18 protein-coding genes are annotated in these 19,923 nt (G+C 68.9%); 10 read left to right on the top strand and 8 right to left on the bottom strand.

Annotated features, from left to right (window positions below; translation table 11 throughout):
• The first annotated feature begins 61 nt into the window (after positions 1–61).
• The 6 genes from ASC81_RS00345 (at position 62) to ASC81_RS00320 (ending at position 8,666) form a co-directional block, all read left to right on the top strand.
• A complete protein-coding gene (locus tag ASC81_RS00345; RefSeq protein ID WP_056261230.1) occupies positions 62–1,432 on the top strand; it encodes an NAD(P)-dependent oxidoreductase in 1,371 nt (456 codons plus the stop codon).
• Complete coding sequence (preA, locus tag ASC81_RS00340) at positions 1,425–2,732, top strand: NAD-dependent dihydropyrimidine dehydrogenase subunit PreA (RefSeq protein ID WP_056261227.1); 1,308 nt, start codon at positions 1,425–1,427, stop codon at positions 2,730–2,732. The genes ASC81_RS00345 and preA overlap by 8 nt, the downstream gene beginning before the upstream one ends.
• Before the next feature lie 10 nt (positions 2,733–2,742).
• Positions 2,743–4,245: a CoA-acylating methylmalonate-semialdehyde dehydrogenase gene (locus ASC81_RS00335; protein WP_056261224.1), complete on the top strand. Its 1,503-nt coding sequence runs from the start codon at positions 2,743–2,745 to the stop codon at positions 4,243–4,245.
• Positions 4,246–4,420: 175 nt separating this feature from the next.
• Positions 4,421–5,851, top strand: coding sequence for an NCS1 family nucleobase:cation symporter-1 (locus tag ASC81_RS00330; RefSeq protein ID WP_056261222.1), 1,431 nt, complete (start codon positions 4,421–4,423; stop codon positions 5,849–5,851).
• Entirely contained in the window at positions 5,848–7,296 is a 1,449-nt protein-coding gene (gene hydA / locus ASC81_RS00325) for a dihydropyrimidinase (RefSeq protein ID WP_056261219.1), read from the top strand. Before ASC81_RS00330 ends, hydA begins: the two co-directional genes overlap by 4 nt.
• A gap of 110 nt (positions 7,297–7,406) precedes the next feature.
• Positions 7,407–8,666 carry a Zn-dependent hydrolase gene (locus tag ASC81_RS00320; RefSeq protein ID WP_056261217.1) on the top strand — a complete coding sequence of 420 codons (1,260 nt, stop codon included), beginning with the start codon at positions 7,407–7,409 and terminating at the stop codon, positions 8,664–8,666.
• A gap of 18 nt (positions 8,667–8,684) precedes the next feature.
• On the opposite strand, the gene ASC81_RS00315 is transcribed toward ASC81_RS00320, so the two are convergent.
• Both ASC81_RS00315 and ASC81_RS00310 read right to left on the bottom strand, forming a co-directional pair.
• Entirely contained in the window at positions 8,685–9,539 is an 855-nt protein-coding gene (locus ASC81_RS00315; protein WP_056261214.1) for a serine protease, read from the bottom strand.
• A gap of 112 nt (positions 9,540–9,651) precedes the next feature.
• Entirely contained in the window at positions 9,652–10,335 is a 684-nt protein-coding gene (locus ASC81_RS00310; protein WP_056264086.1) for a type IV pili methyl-accepting chemotaxis transducer N-terminal domain-containing protein, read from the bottom strand.
• Positions 10,336–10,604: 269 nt separating this feature from the next.
• On the opposite strand from ASC81_RS00310, the gene ASC81_RS00305 reads away from it, so the two are divergent.
• Positions 10,605–12,176 (top strand): S8 family serine peptidase, encoded by a 1,572-nt coding sequence (locus ASC81_RS00305; RefSeq protein ID WP_056261212.1) that lies wholly within the window; start codon positions 10,605–10,607, stop codon positions 12,174–12,176.
• A 44-nt stretch (positions 12,177–12,220) separates the two neighbouring features.
• Here ASC81_RS00305 and ASC81_RS00300 read toward each other — a convergent pair whose 3' ends face one another.
• Positions 12,221–13,375: a methionine aminotransferase gene (locus ASC81_RS00300; protein WP_056261209.1), complete on the bottom strand. Its 1,155-nt coding sequence runs from the start codon at positions 13,373–13,375 to the stop codon at positions 12,221–12,223.
• Positions 13,376–13,418: 43 nt separating this feature from the next.
• A complete protein-coding gene (locus tag ASC81_RS00295) occupies positions 13,419–13,832 on the bottom strand; it encodes a VOC family protein (RefSeq protein ID WP_056261206.1) in 414 nt (137 codons plus the stop codon).
• Between the two features lie 151 nt (positions 13,833–13,983).
• Between ASC81_RS00295 and ASC81_RS00290 the strand changes: the two genes are divergently transcribed.
• Genes ASC81_RS00290 through ASC81_RS00280 form a run of 3 tightly spaced genes read left to right on the top strand, consistent with a single transcriptional unit; the run spans position 13,984 to position 16,303 of the window.
• Positions 13,984–14,592, top strand: coding sequence for an RNA polymerase sigma factor (locus tag ASC81_RS00290; RefSeq protein WP_162245833.1), 609 nt, complete (start codon positions 13,984–13,986; stop codon positions 14,590–14,592).
• On the top strand, positions 14,589–15,104 hold the full coding sequence (locus ASC81_RS00285; RefSeq protein ID WP_056261201.1) for a hypothetical protein: 516 nt from the start codon (positions 14,589–14,591) through the stop codon (positions 15,102–15,104). Before ASC81_RS00290 ends, ASC81_RS00285 begins: the two co-directional genes overlap by 4 nt.
• A 14-nt stretch (positions 15,105–15,118) precedes the next feature.
• Positions 15,119–16,303 (top strand): hypothetical protein, encoded by a 1,185-nt coding sequence (locus ASC81_RS00280; protein WP_056261199.1) that lies wholly within the window; start codon positions 15,119–15,121, stop codon positions 16,301–16,303.
• 3 nt (positions 16,304–16,306) lie between these two features.
• Here ASC81_RS00280 and ASC81_RS00275 read toward each other — a convergent pair whose 3' ends face one another.
• From ASC81_RS00275 to ASC81_RS00260, 4 genes are read right to left on the bottom strand one after another with little or no spacing between them, the layout of a single operon-like run.
• Positions 16,307–18,016: a flotillin family protein gene (locus ASC81_RS00275; protein WP_056261197.1), complete on the bottom strand. Its 1,710-nt coding sequence runs from the start codon at positions 18,014–18,016 to the stop codon at positions 16,307–16,309.
• A gap of 22 nt (positions 18,017–18,038) precedes the next feature.
• Positions 18,039–18,665: a YqiJ family protein gene (locus ASC81_RS00270; RefSeq protein ID WP_056261194.1), complete on the bottom strand. Its 627-nt coding sequence runs from the start codon at positions 18,663–18,665 to the stop codon at positions 18,039–18,041.
• 34 nt (positions 18,666–18,699) lie between these two features.
• Entirely contained in the window at positions 18,700–19,368 is a 669-nt protein-coding gene (locus tag ASC81_RS00265) for a PspA/IM30 family protein (RefSeq protein ID WP_056261192.1), read from the bottom strand.
• Between the two features lies 1 nt (position 19,369).
• Entirely contained in the window at positions 19,370–19,882 is a 513-nt protein-coding gene (locus tag ASC81_RS00260; protein WP_056261190.1) for a hypothetical protein, read from the bottom strand.
• Positions 19,883–19,923 lie beyond the last annotated feature (41 nt).

Raw genomic sequence — 19,923 nt, 5'->3', positions numbered from 1 at the left:
TACGCTTCGGTCAAGTTTTACAGGGTAGTAATGTTTGCCTGTTTTCCCTTGGGAGAGTTCCGTGGACCTTGCCGATCTGAAGTCGGGGCGCCTGACGCCCGATGACTATGCGCAGAACTTTGCCGACGCCCACCCGCCGCTGAACCGCACGCAGGCACTGATCGAGGCCGAGCGCTGCTATTACTGCTACGACGCGCCTTGCCAGACGGCCTGCCCGACCGGCATCGACATTCCGAGCTTCATCCAGCGGGTGGCGCAGGACAACGTGCGCGGCGCGGCAGAGGCGATCCTGACGGCCAACCCGCTGGGCGGCATGTGCGCCCGCGTCTGCCCGACCGAGGTGCTGTGCGAACAGGCCTGCGTGCGCAACACCAACGAGAGCAAGCCGGTCGAGATCGGCCTGCTGCAGCGCTATGCCGTGGAGGGTCATCTGACCAACCCGGGCAAGCCGCTGTTCGAGCGCGGGGGCAGCACCGGCCGGCGCATTGCCGTCGTCGGCGCCGGCCCGGCCGGTCTGGCCGCGGCACATGGGCTGGCCTGGCGTGGGCATGACGTCGTGCTGTTCGACGCCAACGCCAAGCTCGGCGGGCTCAACGAATACGGCCTGGCCAGCTACAAGGTCGCCGGCGGCTTTGCGCAGAAGGAGATCGACTGGCTGCTGAGCATCGGCGGCATCACGCCGAAGCTGAACTGCCTGCTGGGCCGCGACATGACGCTGGACGGCCTGCTGGCCGAGTACGACGCCGTCTTCCTGGGCCTGGGCCTGGCTGGCGTCAACGCGCTGGGCATTGTCGAGCCCGAACTGCCGGGCCTGCGCAATGCGGTCGACTTCATTGCGGAGCTGCGCCAGAGTGCGCCCGAGATCGTGCCGGTCGGCCGCAAGGTCGTCGTCATCGGCGGCGGCATGACGGCCGTGGACGCGGCGGTGCAGAGCAAGCTGCTCGGCGCCGAGCAGGTCACCATGGTCTACCGCCGCGGGCCTGACGACCTCTCCGCCTCGACCCACGAACAACACTGGGCGCAAACCAACGGCGTGACCATCCGCTGCTGGGCGCGGCCACTGGGTGTCGAGGCCGAAGGCGGCGTGTTGCGCGGCATGCGCTTCGCGGCCACCCGGCTCGAAGGCGGCAAGCTGGTCGACACCGGCGAGCAGTTCGTCATCGAAGCCGACATGGTGCTGCGCGCCATCGGCCAGAGCTATGTGACCGAGTCCGCCGGCAGCGCCATCGCGCTGGAGGCCGGCCGCATCAGGACCGACGCCGATGGTCAGACCAGCCTGGCGCGCGTCTGGGCCGGCGGCGACTGTCGCGCCGGCGGGCGCGACCTGACCGTGGAGGCGGTGGAGCACGGCAAGCGCGCCGCCATCAGCATCGACCGCGCCCTGGGCCTTGCCACCGTCCGCCATCTCGACAAGGAGGCCAGCCATGGCTGACCTGAGCACCAACTTTCTCGGCATCAAGAGCCCCAACCCCTTCTGGCTCGCGTCCGCGCCGCCGACCGACAAGGAGATCAACGTGCGCCGCGCCTTCGAGGCCGGCTGGGGTGGCGTGGTCTGGAAGACGCTGGGCGAGGACCCGCCGGTCGTCAACGTCAACGGCCCGCGCTATGCGACGCTGTGGAGCCAGGACCGGCGCGTCATCGGCTTCAACAACATCGAGCTGATCTCGGACCGGCCGCTGAAAATCAACCTGGACGAAATCCGCCGCGTGAAGCGCGACTTCCCCGACCGCGCCATGGTCGTGTCGCTGATGGTGCCGGTCAACGAGCAGAGCTGGAAGGACATCCTCGCCAAGGTGGCCGACACCGGCGCCGACGGCGTGGAGCTGAACTTCGGCTGCCCGCACGGCATGAGCGAGCGCGGCATGGGCTCAGCCGTGGGCCAGGTGCCCGAATACATCCAGCAGGTGACCGAGTGGTGCAAGAAGCACACTCGCATGCCGGTCATCGTCAAGCTCACGCCCAACATCACCGACGTGCGCTTCCCGGCCCGCGCGGCGCATGCTGGCGGCGCGGATGCGGTCAGCCTGATCAACACCGTCAACTCGATCATGGGCGTGGACCTGGACCGCATGACGATGAGCCCGGTCACCGACGGGCTCGGCTCGCACGGCGGCTACTGCGGCCAGGCAGTGAAGCCCATCGCGCTGAACATGGTGGCCGAAATCGCGCGCGACCCCGCCACGGCCGGCCTGCCGATCAGCGGCATCGGCGGCATCACCACCTGGCGCGACGCGGCCGAGTTCATCGCCATGGGCTGCGGCACGGTGCAGGTCTGCACGGCCGCGATGGTCTACGGCTTCAAGATCGTCCAGGACATGTGCTCGGGCCTGAACACCTTCATGGACGAGAAGGGCTATGCCTCGCTCGACGACTTCCGCGGCCGCGCGGTGCCGACCGTGAAGAACTGGAACCAGCTCAATCTCAACCACGTCGAGAAGGCGGTCATCGACCAGGACAGCTGCATCAAATGCGGCCGCTGCCATGTGGTCTGCGAAGACACCTCCCACCAGGCCATCTTTGCGATGAAGGACGGCCAGAGGCACTTCGAGGTCAACGACGCGGAATGCGTCGGTTGCAATCTCTGCGTGTCGATCTGCCCCGTCCCTGGCACCATCACGATGCGCGCCCTCCAGCCGGGTGAGACGGACGCCCGCACCGGCCGTGTCATCGATGGCAGCTATGCCAACTGGACGACGCACCCGAACAACCCGATGAGTGCCGGATGCGCTTGAAGGAATTGAGATGAGCAGTCACTACGAAGTCGGCCACTGGATCAACGGCGCCATTTCCCGCGGCAACGGCGACCGTCAGCAGGACATCTACAACCCCGCGACGGGAGCCGTGCAGGGCAAGCTGCTGCTCGGCAGCGTGGCCGATCTGGACGCCGCCGTCGCCAGCGCGACGAAAGCCGCCAAGGCCTGGGGCCAGACGCCGGCGCTCGCCCGTTCCCGCGTGCTGTTCAAGTTCCTCCACATCGTTCAGGAGCGCCGCGAGCTGCTGGCGGCGGCCCTGGTGCGGGAGCACGGCAAGACGATGCCCGACGCGCTCGGTGAAGTGGCGCGCGGCATCGAGAACATCGAGTTCGCGACCGCAATGCCGCAGCTGCTCAAGGGCGAATACACCGAGCAGGTCGCGCGTGGGTTGGACGCGTGGAGCGTGCGACAGCCGCTCGGCGTCGTCGCCGGCATCACGCCCTTCAACTTCCCGGCCATGGTGCCCATGTGGATGTACCCGCTGGCCATCGGCTGCGGCAATGCCTTCATCCTGAAGCCCAGCGAGCGCGACCCGAGCGCGTCGCTGCTGATGGCGCGCTGGCTGCAGGAAGCCGGCCTGCCCGATGGCGTGTTCAGCGTCGTGCAGGGCGACAAGGACATCGTCGACGCCATCCTGGCCCACCCCGGCATCGCCGCTGTGAGCTTTGTCGGCAGCACGCCGGTGGCCGAGCACATCTACAAGGTCGGCTCGGCCCACGGCAAGCGCGTGCAAGCGCTGGGCGGCGCCAAGAACCACATGGTCGTCATGCCCGACGCCGACCTGGAGCAGGCCGTCGACGCGCTGATGGGCGCGGCCTATGGCTCGGCCGGCGAGCGCTGCATGGCGATCTCGGTGGCCGTGGCGGTGGGTGACGCGGCCGATGCGCTTGTCGCTGCATTGGCGCCCAAGGTCGCCGCGTTGAAGATCGGCGAAGGCAACGGCGCGGGCATCGAGATGGGCCCGCTGATCACGCGCGCCTCGCAGCAGCGCGTCGAGAAGTTGATCGGCGAAGGCGTGGCCGCCGGCGCGAAGGCGGTCGTCGACGGCCGTGGCCACCGCGTGGCCGGCTTCGAGGACGGCTTCTTCGTCGGTGGCACGCTGCTGGATGGCGTGGCTGCCGACATGAGCTGCTACACGGAGGAAATCTTCGGCCCCGTGCTCTGCGTCGTGCGTGTGCCCGACCTGGCCGGCGCCATCGCGTTGATCGAGGCCAACGAGTACGCGAACGGCGTGGCCATCTTCACGCGCGACGGCCATGTGGCGCGCGAGTTCGTGCATCACATCCAGGTCGGCATGGTCGGCGTCAACGTGCCGCTGCCGGTGCCCATGGCCTTCAACAGCTTTGGTGGCTGGAAGCGCAGCCTGTTCGGCGATCACCATGCCTACGGGCCCGAGGCCGTGCGCTTCTATACGAAGCACAAGGCGGTCATGCAGCGATGGCCGGATTCGCTCCCCAAAGGACCGCAATTTGCTTTTCCTCAGAACACATGAGCCCCTCGCCCAATCTCGCCTTGCTTAACGCAGGCGAGCCTGGTCGGTCCCCCGCGGGGACGGCGATGCTCGTGGCATTGAGCCACGAGCACATCGCCAAACGCGGACCGGCTTGGGAGCGGCCCGGCGCTCGGCCCGCCAATTCGCCATGCACCACTGAGCACCAGGAAGCACCATGACCGACCCTACGCTGAGCAACGCCGACCTGCTGCCCACCACCACCTCGCAGCGGCACTGGGGTTGGAAGGACTTCGCCGCCCTGTGGGTGGGCATGGTCGTCTGCGTGCCGACCTACACCATGGCCAGCTCCATGCTGGACCAGGGCTTCAGCTGGCAACGGGCCGTCTTCCTGGTGTTGCTGGCCAACTGCATCGTGCTGATCCCCATGCTGCTGATCGGCCGTGTCGGGCCCAAGCACGGCATCCCCTTCCCGGTGCTGGCGCGGGCGTCCTTCGGCGTCAAGGGCGCCAGCCTGCCCGCGGTGCTGCGCGGGTTGGTGGCCTGCGGCTGGTTCTCGATCAACTGCTATTTCGGCGCGCTGGCGCTGCACAGCTTCCTGAACGTGCTGGGCTTCGGTCTCGCCGCACCCGCACCGGGCGAGACGATCAGCAGCTCGCAGTTCGCCTGCTTCATCGCCTTCTGGGCGCTGCACCTCGTCTTCATCTGGCGCGGCACCGAGTCCATCCGCAAGTTGGAGGTCATCGCCGCGCCGCTGATGATCGCGGCCTCGCTGGCCCTGGTCGTGTGGCTGATGCTCAAGGTGCCCTCGGCCCAGCTGTTCGGCCTGCCGGCCAAGGAAGTGCCGGGCGGCCCCAACACGCTGGCCGCGCTGACCGGCCTGGTGGGTTTCTGGGCCACGCTGGCGCTCAACATCCCCGACTTCACGCGCTTCGCCCGCACACAGAAGGACCAGGTGCTGGGCCAGGCCGTGGGCCTGCCGATTCCGATGGCGCTGTTCTCGATGGTCGGCGTCATCGGCTTCTCGGCCAGCGCCATCCTCTACGGCAAGGCCGAGCTGTTCCCCGACGCGCTGCTGGCCAAGATGGGCCCGGTGGCGGCGGGCATCGGCCTGCTGGTCATCCTGCTGGCCAACCTGACGACCAATGTGGCGGCCAACCTGGTGTCGCCGTCCTACGACTTCTCGCAACTGGCGCCGAGCAAGATCAGCTTTCGCATGGGCGGCCTGATCGCCGCAGTCATCGGCCTGCTCTTCATGCCGTGGAAGTTGCTGGCCACGTCAGGCGGCTACCTGTTCACTTGGTTGGGCGGTTATGGCACGCTGCTCGGCGCCATCGCCGGCATCCTGCTGATCGACTATTACTTCATCCGCCGCACGGAGCTGAACAGCGCCGACCTGTACCGCCGCGGCGGCGAATACGAGTACAGCGGCGGCTGGAATGTCCGCGCGCTGATCGCGCTCGCCCTTGGCGTGCTGCCCTGCCTGCCGGGCTACCTCGCGGTGTCCGGCGTCGTCGACAAGGCCGCCGTCGCGCCCTGGATGATTTCGCTGTTCGATTTCGGCTGGTTCTTCAGCCTGGCCGTGTCCGGCACCGTCTACTACCTCAGCATGCCGCGCCGCGCCGCGGTCCAAGGAGTTCCCGCATGAGCGCTTTGCTGATCCGCGGCGCCGTCGTCGTCAATGCCGATGCCGAAAGCCGCACCGACGTGCTTTGCGTGGACGGCCGTATCGCCGCCCTCGGCGACCGCGCCGCCAAGGAGGCGCCCACCGGCACGACGACGCTCGACGGGACCGGCCAGTACCTGCTGCCCGGCGGCATCGACCCGCACACGCACATGCAGCTGCCCTTCATGGGCACGGTCACGCAGGACGACTTTTTCACCGGCACCGCAGCGGCGCTGGCCGGCGGCACGACGAGCATCATCGATTTCGTCATCCCCAACCCGCAGCAGCCGCTGATGGATGCGTATCAACAGTGGCGCGGCTGGGCCGAGAAGAGCGCGGCCGACTACGCCTTCCACGTCGCGGTGACCTGGTGGAGCGAGCAGGTCCATGCCGACATGGGCACCCTCGTGCGAGAGGAAGGCGTGAACAGCTTCAAGCACTTCATGGCCTACAAGAACGCCATCATGTGCGACGACGAGACGCTGGTGAACAGCTTCAAGCGCGCGCTCGAACTGGGCGCCATGCCGACCGTGCACGCCGAGAACGGCGAGCTGGTCTATCTGCTGCAGGCTGAGGTCGCCAAGATGGGCATCACCGGCCCCGAAGGCCACCCGCTGAGCCGCCCGCCGATGGTGGAAGGCGAGGCGGCCAATCGCGCCATCGCGATTGCCGATGTGCTGGGCGTGCCCATCTACATCGTGCACGTGTCGTGCATCGAGAGCGCCGAGGCGATTGCGCGCGCCCGCGCCCGTGGTCAGCGCGTCTACGGTGAGGTGCTGGCCGGCCATCTGCTGATCGACGACAGCGTCTACCGCGATCCCGACTTCGCCAAGGCCGCGGCCTACGTGATGAGCCCGCCCTTCCGCCCCAAGATCCATCAGGAGTTCCTGTGGCGCGGCCTGCAGTCGGGCCAGCTGCACACGACGGCGACCGATCACTGCACCTTCTGCGCCGAGCAGAAGGGAGCTGGCAAGGACAACTTCGCCAAGATCCCCAACGGCTGCGGCGGCGTCGAGGAGCGCATGGCGGTGCTGTGGGATGCCGGCGTGAACTCAGGCCGCCTCACGCCGAGCGAATTCGTCGCGATCACCTCGGCCAACGCGGCCAAGCTGTTCAACATGTACCCACGCAAAGGCGTGATCGCCGAGGGCGCCGACGCGGACCTCGTGCTGTGGGACCCGGCCGGCACCAAGACGCTGAGCGCCAAGACGCAGTTCTCCAAGAACGACTTCAACATCTTCGAGGGCCGCACCGTGCGCGGCATTCCCAGCCACACGATTGCGCAGGGCCGCGTCGTGTTCGCCCGCGGCGAGTTGCGCGCCGAGCAAGGCAAGGGCCGCTACCTGAAGCGCCCCCCGTTCGGCCCGCAGTTCGACGCTGCCGCCAAGCGCGCCCTCGACCTCGCGCCCACCGCCGTTGCACGTTGATTGAATACAAAAGGCAACCACAGAGGCACAGAGACACAGAGGAAATGCATTGAGGTTTTTTCTCAGTGCCTCAGTGCCCCTGTGGTTGCATTTCCATTGAGGAACGCATCATGGACACCGCTATCACCAAGCCCGACATCACCAAGCTCCGCGTCAACGGCCAACGCCTCTGGGACTCGCTGATGGAACTGGCGCAAATCGGCGCCACCGAGAAAGGCGGCGTGTGCCGCCTGACGCTGACCGACCTCGACAAGCAGGGCCGCGACCTCGTCACGCGCTGGGCGCGCGAGGCCGGGATGACGGTCACCATCGACCAGATCGGCAACGGCTTTATGCGCCGGCCAGGCCGCAACAACAGCCTGCCGCCCATCATGACCGGCAGCCACATCGACACCCAACCAACGGGCGGCAAGTTCGACGGCAACTACGGCGTGCTGGCCGGCATCGAGGTCGTGCGCACGCTGAACGACCATGGCATCGAGACCGAGGCGCCCATCGAGGTGGCCTTCTGGACGAACGAGGAAGGCTCGCGCTTCGTGCCCGTCATGATGGGCTCGGGCGTGTTCGCCCAGGCCTTCACGCTGGAGCACGCCTACGCAGCGACCGACACCGCAGGCTTGACCGTCAAGGGCGAGCTGGAACGCATCGGCTACATCGGCAGCCAGGTGCCTGGCGATCATCCCATCGGCGCCTACTTCGAGACCCACATCGAGCAGGGCCCCGTGCTGGAGGACCATGACAAGACCATCGGCGTGGTCACAGGCGTGCTGGGCATCCGCTGGTACGACTGCGTCGTCACCGGCATGGAAGCCCACGCCGGCCCCACGCCCATGGCGCTGCGCAAGGATGCCTTGCAGGTAGCGACGAAGCTGATGCAGGAAGTGGTGGCCTGCGCCCACCGCCACCCGCCGCACGGTCGCGGCACGGTCGGCATGGTGCAGGTGCACCCCAACAGCCGCAACGTCATCCCCGGCCGTGTGAAGTTCAGCATCGACCTGCGCAACGCGACCGACGCGCTGTGCGAGGCGATGGACGCCGACATCCGCTCAGTGGCCGCGAAGCTATCGGCTGAGAGCGGCCTGCCCATCGAGATCACGCCGGTCAGCGCCTACCCGGCCCAGCCCTTCCACGCCGACTGCATCGCCGCCGTACAGAAGGCCGCCGACACGCTCGGCTACAGCAACATGCGCGCGGTGTCCGGCGCCGGCCACGACGCCGTCTACATGGCGAGGTTGGCACCGGCCGGCATGATCTTCATCCCCTGCAAGGACGGCATCAGCCACAACGAGATCGAGGACGCCAAGCCCAAGCACATCGAGGCGGGGTGCAATGTGCTCCTGCAGGCGATGCTGGAGCGGGCAGGCCGCTGAGGTAGCCGCCGGGTCGGGTCAGCGCTTGTGCTCGGCCAGCAGCGCCGCCGCAGCGCTGGCCGGCACGGCATAGGTGATGCCGGTAGGCGCGCTCAGCGCCGCCTCCTTGGTGCCCTTGATCGCGCCGCCCTGCACCACGCCGACGACCTCGCCTGTTTCGACGTCGAGCACCGGACCGCCGCTGTTGCCCGGGTAGGCGATGGCGTCCAGCTGCATCACCTTGAAGACGCCGTCCCGCAACTGGCGCACGGCCCGTGGGTTGAGGCCGGCCGGGTCCGCCGCCGGCGTCGCGATGGCCGTCCAGGCCGACACGATGCCGCGGTGCGTCGTGTGGAAATGGCCCAGCGCGTTGCCGATGGGAAAGCCGACCAGCGCAATGGCCGCGCCCTCGGGCGCCTGCGCTCCGGCCAGGCGCAGCGGGGCCAGCGCGGGGCCATCGATCTCCAGCAGCGCCAGGTCGTTGCGCAGGTCGCGGCCCAGCAGCTTGGCGCTGCGCAGCTGCCACTGGCCGTCGCCCATCCAGACCTGCACCGCCAGGCTGCGGTCCACACGGCCGGTCGTCTCGGTGGGCACCACGTGGGCGCTGGTCAGCACATGCAAACCGTCGGCGACGGCAAACCCTGTCGCGCGAAAGCCGAAGCGCGGGTTGTCCAACAGGCCGTAGCTGCCCACCACCACGACGGAAGGCTTGGTGCGGGCGATCAGCTGCGGCAGCGTGTCCGCCGCCACCGGGGCGCCGCTGAATACCAGCGCGGCAGCGGCCAGCAGCAGCCGAAGGCGCGCCGTGGGTGCGGCGCAAGGACCGGGCGCTACGGCCCTCAAGCGTCCGGTGACGACTTGCGGTGCAAAGCGACCGGCGGGCTGGATCTGCATGGCGGTTCTGTCTCGGCGGGCATGGCTCGGGCGCGCAGCCTACCGCATCACCCCCGCCGCAGTCCCTCCCCTGGACGCGGCCAGCTGCCCTCTGAGGTCGAACGGCAGGCCTTCAGGCCACCGCGCTGCGCACCGCCTCGCGCACCAGGCCATCGAGCTGGCCCGTGATGTGCGTCATCTCGCCCGAGACGACGGCGAACTCGCGGCCCGATGCGCCAGCTCGTGCCGCGACGACCTGGGCGTTGAAGGAGACGATGCGCGCATGCCTGGCGATCTGCTCGATGTCGCCCATCACGGCGGTGAGTTGCTTCTTGGCCGCCGCCGCTTGGTCACGCGCGAGGTCTTCATAGAGCTGGGTCAACCGGTTCAGCGTGGCCAGCAGCGGTGTGGCCGCCTCGACCAGGTCCTCCAGCAGCGCCGGCGCGCTGCGCGCCTGGGCCTCGATGGCGGCGAGAGCGCGTGCGGCAGCTTCGATGAAGCCGGCAATGCGCGCGTCGGCGCCGTCCGGCCCGAAGTAGGCCGAAGTCAGCTCGCCGCCCAGGGCCTGCGGCGACAGCTCGCCCTCCAGCAGGGCGCGATGCGCCTCGCCAAAGGTGGCCAGCGCATCCCGCGCGATGGCCAGCGCGCCGTCGCGCCCCTGCAGCGCCAGCACCGCATAGAGGACCACGCGCTGCGAGGTGAAGCGGCGCCGGCCGGAGAGATTGATGGTCTTGCCGATCAGCTCGCCCGCCGTCTGCTTGGGTGCAGCGATGGTTCGCCTTGGTGCATCGCCGGTGGCACGCGGTGGGTGCAGCATGAAATCCTCCGTGAACGAGATCACGGCCGACGCCTCCCGCGGCGGGCCTGTCGATCCCGTTCTCAGGGTTAGCACGGGCCGTGCCAGTCATGGGTGCCGCATCCGGCGCCACCGCCGGAACCCGGCGTGCATTTCCCTGCCAAGTCCTGCAAACCCGGGGCGGGCGAATACCAGTTCTCGGGCAACGTTGTCACTTCCTACCATCGACGTCACCTGACCCACTCCGCCACAAGCGCTGGAGCGGCCATTCAAATCGTTGGAGATCCCCGATGAAAAGCCCCCTGTCGTCCTGCATCGCCGCCGCGCGCCTGCCGCTGGCCGCAGCCGCCGCATCCCTCTGCCTGGCCGGCGGCGCCCATGCCGCACCTGATACCAGTCGTGTCATCGTCATGTTCAAGCCCGGTGCCGCCGCGATGGGCCGCGCCGCCGTCGCGACCGCCAAGGGCCGCGTCGTGCATGAGATCGAAGGCATGGACGCCATGGCCATTGAGGTGCCGGTTCAGGCCTTGAAGGGGCTGCAGCACAACCCGAACGTCGAATACGTCGAGGAGGACGTGAAGCGCTATCCGCTGGGCGGCACCAGCCCGTCGACGGGCGCGCCCTATGCGCTGGGCCAGCTCGTGCCCTACGGCATCAAGATGGTCCAGGCCGACCAGCTGCCGGATGCCTATGCCGCCAACCGCAAGGTCTGCATCATCGATTCGGGCTATGCCCGCGGCCACGACGACCTGGACGCGGACGCGAGCCGCATCACCGGGGACTACGACAGCGGCACGGGCTGGTGGTACACCGACGAGAACCACCACGGCACGCACGTCTCCGGCACCATCGCGGCGCTGAACAACAGCGGCGTGGGCGTGGTCGGCGTCAACCCGAACCGGCAGCTCAAGCTGCACATCGTCAAGGTCTTCGGCGCCGACGGCTGGGCCTATTCGTCCACGCTGGCCACCGCCGCCAACAAGTGCGGCGCAGCGGGCGCGAACGTGATCAGCATGTCGCTGGGCGGCAGCCGCGCCAACAAGACGGAGGAGAAGGCCTTTGCCGCGTTGGCAAGCAAGAACGTGCTGTCCATCGCAGCCGCCGGCAATGACGGCACGCGGGCGGCGTCCTACCCGGCGGGCTATGCCAGCGTGGTGTCGGTGGGGGCGTTGGACGAGGCCAAGGCCTGGGCCACGTTCTCGCAGTACAACAACAAGGTCGAGCTCTCTGCGCCGGGCGTCAACGTGCTGTCGACCGTGCCCATGGGCGCCGGCTCGGCCTCCAGCCTCAGCGTCGGTGGCGTGGCCTATGCACCCGGCGCAATGGACGGCTCGCCGAAGAAGACCGCGACCGCGGCGCTCGCCGATTTCGGCATCGGCGACACGACCAACGCGGCCGTCAACGGCAAGGTCTGCCTGATCGCCCGCGGCACCGTCGACTTTGCCGTCAAGGTGAGCAACTGCCAGGCCAGCGGCGGCGTCGGCGCCATCGTCTACAACAACGTGGCCGGCGGTTTCGGCGGCACGCTGGGCACGACGGTCACGACGATTCCCTCGGTGACGGCCTCCGACACCGAAGGCGCGGCGATGAAGGCCCAGCTGGGCCAGAGCGCGACGCTGGCGGTCACCGCGACCAACCACGCCTTCTACGACGGCACCTCGATGGCCACGCCGCATGTCTCGGCAGTGGCAGCCCTGGTCTGGAGCTACTTCCCGACCTGCACGGCAGCGCAGATCCGCAGCACGCTGGCCAAGAGCGCCGAGGACCTCGGCGCGGCTGGCCGCGACGTCAAGTTCGGCTGGGGCCTGGTGCGGGCCAAGACCGCGCATGACCGCATCGCCTCGCTGGGCTGCGGCAACTGAGGCCTTGGGCTCTCGTTGATCCGGGCGGCCACGGCCGCCCTTTTTCATTGCCTGCCGGCGAGGCGCTGCAGGCGCCCGGTCGCTTCGGCCAACGTCTCATCCCGCTTCGCGAAGCAGAAGCGCACATGCCGACGCTCCTGCGGCTGCTGGTAGAAGACCGACAGCGGGATGGCCGCGACGCCGATCTCGGTCGTGAGCCACCTGGCGAACTCCAGCTCCGTCTTGTCCGACACGGCGCTGTAGTCCACGGTCTGGAAGTAGGTGCCCTCGCAGGGCATCAGCTTCAACGGCGTCGCCGCCAACGCGGCGCGGAAGCTGTCGCGCTTGGCCTGGTAGAAGTCGCTCAAGCCCTGCCATGGCGCTGGGTTGGCGAGGTAGGCCGCCAGCGCGTGCTGGGTCGGTGTGTGGACGGTGAACACCGTGTACTGGTGCAGTCGGCGGAAGGCCGCGCTCAGCGCCGCCGGCGCGGCGACGAAGCCGACCTTCCAGCCCGTCACGTGGAAGGTCTTGCCGAAGCTGCTGACGAGGAAGCTGCGCTCGCGCAAGGCCGGGTAGCGGGCCACGCTCTCATGCGGCGCGCCATCGAAAACCATGTGCTCGTAGACCTCGTCGCTGATGACGAAGAGATCGTGCTGCTCGGCCAGGCGTTGCAGTTCCAGCAGGTCTTCGTGCGTGGCGACGCGGCCGCTCGGGTTGTGCGGCGTGTTGATCACCAGCGCGCGGGTGCGCGGCGTGACGGCCGCGCGCACTGCCGTCCAGTCGATGCGGTAGTCCAGTGTCATCGGCACGCCCACGGGCACGGCGCCGCCGAGGCGGATGGCCGGGTCGTAGCTGTCGTAGGCCGGCTCCAGGATGATGACCTCGTCACCCGCGCCGACGCAGGTGTGCAGCGCGGTGATGATGCCCTGCGTGCCGCCGGCCGTGATGGTGATGTCGCTGCTCGGCTCGTAGGCCGAGCCGTACGTTCCGTTCAGCTTGGTGGCCACCGCCTGGCGCAGCGCGGGCACGCCGGTCATCGGCGGGTACTGGTTGTGGCCGGCGGCCATTGCGTCCGTCACGGCCTGCAGCAGGGCCGGGTCGGCGCCGAAGTCCGGGAACCCTTGGCCAAGGTTGACGGCGCCATGTTCGGCGGCCAGCGCCGACATGACGGTGAAGATGGTGGTGCCGGTGTTGGGCAGCTTGGTGGGCAAGGCAGGCATGGTGGGCGATTCTGCCGGCGCCTTGGCGCTGCGCCACCGCGGCTCAGGTGATGGGACCCGGCGGACCCTTGAGTTCGACGACGTTGCCCTCGGGGTCGCTCAGGTAGATGGACGGTCCCTCGCCCTCGGCGCCGTAGCGGCTCTCGGTCTTGCCGGCCTCGACGCCATGCGCTGCGAGATGGGCGCGGATGGCATCGGCGTCGAAAGCATCGACGCGCAGGCAGAAGTGATCCAGGTTACGGCCCTCGGCGCCGGGCGCCGCACCGCCCATGCGGCCGAGCTTGCCGTTGACGGGGACCAGGTCGATCAGCGAGCGGCCGGCGCGCAGCTGCACGAGACCGATCTCGTCCTGGCGGCGCTCGACCGCGCAGCCCAGCGTGTCGACGTAGAAGCGGACCATCGTGTCGAGGTCGATGACGCGCAGCACGAGGTGGTCGATGCCCTGCAGCTTCAGCATGGCGGTGGTCTCCGTTTCAGGGGCGCCAGCATCATCGCGCGCCGCCCCCGTGACGAAAGTGACGACGGGTTTGTCCGGAGTAACGAAGCGGCGCTCCCACGCTCAATAGCGGCATGCAAGTCCTGCAGGCCCCTTCACCATGTACCCCGGCATGAGCTGGCTCGCCCGCCTGGGCTTCGTCGCCCCGGCCGCGTCCGCCGCGGGCGCCGCAGCTGACGACGCCGCGCTGCTGGCCCGCATGGCCGATGGCGACGCCGAGGCGCTGGCGCTGGTCTACCGGCGCGAGAGCGGGTCGGTCTATCGCTATGCGCTGGCGCTGGCCGGCGACGAGGCCGCGGCGCTGGACGCCGTGCAGGAGGCCTTCGCGCAGCTGCTGCGGGGCTCGCAGTCCTTCAACGCCGGGCGCGGCTCGCTGGGCGCCTACTTGGCCGGCATGGCGCGTCACCAGTTGCTGAACCAGTGGCGCGATGCGCGGCGCCACGTGCCGCTGGACGACGCACTCGACACCGACGACAGCGCCGAGCCGACGCCCGCCAGCGATGCCCGGCTGCACCGGGCCCAGCAGCATGAGGGCCTGTGGGCCGCCATCCGGGCCTTGAGCTGGCCGCAGCGCGAGGCCATCGTGCTGGTGGACCTGCAGGAGCGCAGCTACGACGACGCCGCAGCGATTGCCGGCGTCAGCACCGACACGCTGCGCACCCGCCTGCACCGCGCCCGCCAACGTCTGGCCGACCTGCTGGCCGTGGGAGAACGACCATGAGCAATCACGACAACGACACGCCGGCCTGGCTGCTGCCGGCCCGGGTGGCGTTCAACCGGCGCCAACCCGGCGCCGACCAGGACGCTGCGCTGTTGGCGCAACTGACCGAACAGCAGCGCGTGCAGCGCATCCGCCGCACCGTGGCAGAGACCGCCGAGGCCCACGAGCCGCGCTGGCTGCGCCGCCTGGCCTGGGGCAGCGGCGCCCTTGGCGCCACGGCCGCCGTGCTGCTGAGCGCCGTGCTGCTGCTGGACCCGCCCGGCACCCAGACGGCACGGGCCGCGCCGGCGACCGGCAGCGGCTTCATCCCGCTGGTGCCGGAAAGTGAGTTCCGCGCCGCGCTGGCCGCCAGCCGCAGCGCCGCGGTCTGGCTGCAGCCGGCGGAGCTGCCGCGCGAGCGCCTGGCGCTGCTCGGCCTGCCCTTCGACGCCGCCCGCGCCGACGAGACGGTGCGGGCCGAGCTGATGTTGAACCCGAGCGGCCAGTTGCTGGCCGTCCGCATCTTGAACTGATCACGGAGCACGACATGAAGACACCCCTCACCGCCCTGACATTGATCGCGCTGGCCACATCAGCCACCGCACTGGAGGCCGACCGGCTGATCGAACGCGACCTCGAGCGGGACGTCGAACGGCATGTGCAGCTGGCCCTGTCCGACATGCCCGTGCGCATCGCGCTGGGTGACCAGGCGCTCGCCTTCGCCGGGCGTGAACTGGAGGGCGAGCGCGTCGTGCGCGGCGCCCCCTACTGCGCCACGGCCGTGCACGAGAACGTACAGACCTTGGGCGACGGCAACCGCATCGTGCGCAAGCAGGAGAGCCAGCTCTGCCGCGATGGGGAGGGCCGCACGCGGCGCGAGGTGCAGCGCGAGGGCGGGCCCAAGATCGTCTACCTGAACGATCCGGTGGCCAAGGAGACCTGGGTCGTCTACCCCGACGAGAAGCGCGTTCAAAAGCTGCGCGGCTCGGTGGCCTGGGCGCCGGGCGCGGATGCGGCGGCGCATGCCGCCTGGCAGGCCTCCATGCAGGAGTGGGGCGAGCGCATGAAGGAGCAGGCCGCGCGCTGGAAGGAATGGGGCGGGCGTGTGGCCGAGCGCGCCCGGACCGTGGAGGTCGAGCGCGTCCGCAGCCGCGCGCAGGCTCAGGCCGGCGAGCTTGGCATCGTCATCGAGCGGGAGTACGCCGTGCCGGCGGTGCCACCCGCGTCGGGCGCCAGCGCGGTAGAGCGCCGCCGCGAGCTGCGCGTCATCCGCGCCAGCGAGCTGCCTCCGCTGCCTGCCATGCCAGCCCCGCCTTCCCTGCCGACGCCGATGGCCATCCCCACGCCGCCGGTGCCGCCCATGCCCTTGCTGCTGCACGGCCCGATGCTGCCGCGCGAGGGTGGCGTGACGACGGCGCTGCCGAGCAAGGAAATCGACGGCGTCAAGGTCAACGGCGAGCGCACGACCTGGACCCTGGAGGCCGGCAAGATCGGCAACGAGAAGCCCATCGTCAGCACGCGCGAGGTCTGGCGCAGCCCCGAGCTGATGCTGACCATCCAGAGCCGCGACGCCGACCCGCGTTCGGGCGAGCAGAACTACCGGCTGGAGAAGATCAAGCGCGGCGAGCCCGACGCCACGCTGATGAAGCCGCCGACAGCGTTCAGCGACGGGCCCAGGCGCAGCGCCAAGCCGGCAATGAAGGCGCCGAGCGCGCCGACCCGCTCGTCCTGAGGATCAGTCCGCCGCCGTCACGGGCGCCGGCACGTGTGCATGCGCCGAGGGGGCCGGCTTCAGCATGCCCGCAAGGTTGTGCGCAATGCCGGTGATGCCCTGATTGGACAGGCCGGCATCGTGCATGACCGCGTCGACCAGGGGTTTGGCGATCTGGTACTGCAGGGCCGAGTTCATGACCTGCTCGGGGAAGGTGGCACCGTTCGCGGCGCTGCCTTCCGAGCCGCCCCCCTGCCCGGGCATGCCGTTGACCTGCACGATGCGGATGGAATCGATGTTCTCCATCGGCTTGACGGCCTCGGCCAGGATGCTGGGCAGCTGCTGCAGCAACTGCGTGCGCACCTGCAGCTCAACCTGCGCGGCGGACAGCGTATTCAGCGCCTCGTTGATCGCGCGGCGGCCCTCAGCCTCGGCGATGGCGGCGGCCTGCTTGGCCTTGGCCTCGATGGTCAGCGCCTCGGCGCGGTCGATTGCCGCTTCCTTCTCGGCCGAGGCCGAGACCTTGACCGCGATGGCGTTCTGCTCGGCGTCCTTGCTGGCCTCGATCAGCTGGATGGCCTTGTCGCGCTCGGCCACGGCCACCTGGCGCGCGGTGTTGACGGTTTCCTCGGCCTTCACCGCTTCGGCGCGCGCCAAGTTGGCGGCGGCGTCGGCTTCCGATTGTTCTCGCGACTTGGTGGCGATGGCGATCTGCGTGTCCTGCCGCGCGATCTCGACCTGCTTGCGCTGCTCAGCGCGCTTCATCTCGGTCTGGCGCTCCTGCTCGATCTCGCGCGTCTGGATGACCAGCGTCTTCTCGATCTCGGCCGCCTTGATCTCACGCTCGGCCTCGATGCGGCGCTGGCCCACCTGGCGCTCGGCCTCGATCTTGACCGTCTCGGCCTCACGGTGGCGCTCGGCCTGCTGCGACGCGATCTGCGCGGACTGCTCCGCGCGCGCCATCTCGATCTCGCGCTTCTGCGTCAGCGACGCGAACTCCTGGTCCTTCTCGATGGTCAGTTTCAGGCGCGAGGCTTCGAGGTTCTTGGTGCGCACCTGCACCTCGGTGTCCTGCTCGACGTCGTTGCGCTGCTTGCGGCGCGCCTCGGTCTGCTCGGTCAGCCGCGTCAGGCCCTCGGCGTCGAAGGCGTTGTTGGGGTTGAAGAACTGCTTGTCGGTCTGGTCCAGGCTGGTCAACGAGACGGATTCCAGCTCCAGGCCGTTCTTCTCCAGGTCTTCCGCCACGGCGTTCTGCACCGCCTGCACGAAATCGCGGCGCTTGTCCTGCAGCTCCTGGATGGTCATGGTCGCGGCCGTGGCGCGCAGGCTGTCGACGAACTTGTCTTCGACCAGCGCCTTCAGCTCGTTGGGGCTCATCGTGCGCGCACCCAGCGTCTGCGCTGCCGTGCTGACGGCCTCTTCGGTCTGCTTCACGCGCACGAAGAAGGCGGCCGTCACGTCGACGCGCATGCGGTCCTTGGTGATCAGGCTCTCGCGCTCGCGGCGCAGCACTTCGAGTTTGAGCGTGTTCATATTGACGAGCACGCGCTCGTGGAACACCGGCAGCACGATGGCGCCGCCGTCCATGATGACCTTCTGGCCACCGAGGCCGGTGCGCACGAAGGCCAGCTCCTTGGTGCTGCGCTTGTACAGCCGCGCGAACACGAAGCCGATGGTCAGCAGGCCCAGCAGGCCGATGCCGGCGATGGCGGAGATTTCGATCAGGTTGTCCATGTCTTCTTCAACTCCCTTGTTGTCAGATCAGGTTCGGATGCGGGTTCGCGATGCAGCGGTAGAAGGCTCCGGCCTTGCGCACGATCAGTATCTGCGCGCCTTCTTCAAACACTTCGTCGTCCAGGTCGGGCTCGACCATCAGGTAGTGGATGCGCCCATGCGCATCACGCACCCGCGCCTGCGCCGCCAGCCCGCGGCGCGCCGCACCGCCGCTGACGACACCGCCGCGGCCCACCAGCGACTGCTCGCTGACCGCACTGGTCTCGTCGCGCGGAATGATGTGAGCCACCAGCGACCCCAGGCCGCGCACCGTCGCCAGCCCGGGTGGCACGGCCAGCAGACCCGCCAGCCAGGCGGGCAGGAAGCCACCGCCCAGGTTGAACGCCACCTTCTGCAGCGCATAGCCGAACAGCGCATAGCCCAGCAGGAAGAGCAGCAGCAACACCAGCGCCGGCACGCGGCCCAGGTGCAGCCAGCCGAGCACGCGGTCCAGGCCGGACTCGGGCATGGCGTGCGGCAGCAGGTCGTCGAGGACGTTGCTGGGGCTGAGCGCGACCAGCATGCCCAGGCCCTCCAGCAGCGCGATGGCCACGATCAGCGCCACGGCGACGCCGAAGGGCAGGGTCTCGGGCGAGGTGAACAGGTTCATCGAGATGTTCCCGGGTTGCGGACGGGCAGGAGTGTCATGCCTGGCCGACCCTGATCTGCGCCAGTCGCTCGGCGATCTTGTGGTCGCGCACCATGGTCTCCAGCTCGCTCAGGCGGGCCGCCTGGTCGAGCGTCCCCGCGCGCTGGGTGCCGTCCAGGCCGGTCTGGCGTTGGTAGATCTTGTCGAAGGCGTCCGTCACCTTTCCCAGGCGCTGCTCGACGTTCGACTGGCCAACCGGCTGGGCGGCCGACTCCGTCGCCGCGCGGCTCTTGCGGAAGTCCGCCAGCGCGGCCTGCATCTCGCGCTTCTTGGCCAGCAGCGCGGCCGTGAAGCCCTGCAGCTCCTGCTCCTGGCGGGCCAGGTCGGCCAGCGTCGCCTCCAGCACGGGGATCTGCGCCTCGATATCGAGCTGGCGCGACACGGCGGCCCGCGCCAAATCCTCGCGCTGCGTGGCCAGGGCCTGAGCGATCTGGTCGCTCAGCTCCTCGTGGCTGCGGTTGAGCTTGGCATGCTGCTGCTGGGCCAGGTGGCGGTTGGCACTGACCATGCCAAGTTCGTGGCGCACCTCGTCGATGACGCCGTCGGCCTCGCGGATGGCCTGCTCCATAGCAGCATGCGGGTTGATGTCCTCGATCTTGTCCAGCAACGCATGCATGCCACCGGCGATCACGCGGCCCACACGGGTCTTCAGGGAATCGGCCATCTCAAGCTCCTTTGGCGGTGTTGGGGACGTTCAGGGTCGAGGCGATCTCGACGGTGGCGCCGAGGTGGCGGCGCACCACCTCAGGGTCGAAGGCATGGGCGGCGCTCGTCGTGGCCTGGCGCAGCAGCGATTCGCTCAGCAGCGCCGCGCGGCGCACCAGCGCGTCTTCCAGCTTGACGGCGTCCGCGGCGGTTTGCGGCGCGCTGCTGATGACGAGGGCCATCAACGTCGTGACCTGCTCCACCAGCAGGTTCAGCACCTCGGAATGCTGGCCTTCGCTGCCCTCGATGCGCACCAGCGCCTCGCGCAGCCGGTGCGTCAGCTCCCGCGCCCAGCCATGGGCGGCGACGTAGTCAAACGCGCCGTCATGCTGGCGCTTGAGCTGGCCCAGCAGCACGCGCAGCTTGTCGCTGTTCGTCGTGGCGCCGTCCACCTGCAGCTGCGCGAGCCAGAGATAGAGGTCGCTGGGGATGCGAGCCGACAGCGGCTCCATCGTGATCGTCTGCGTCGCCATGCGGCACCGCCTTCAAATGAGTTCCAACGAACACGAATGTA

The organism is Pelomonas sp. Root405, from assembly GCF_001425165.1.
Taxonomy (GTDB): domain Bacteria; phylum Pseudomonadota; class Gammaproteobacteria; order Burkholderiales; family Burkholderiaceae_C; genus Pelomonas.
This window is presented reverse-complemented; position numbering and strand designations above follow the sequence as displayed.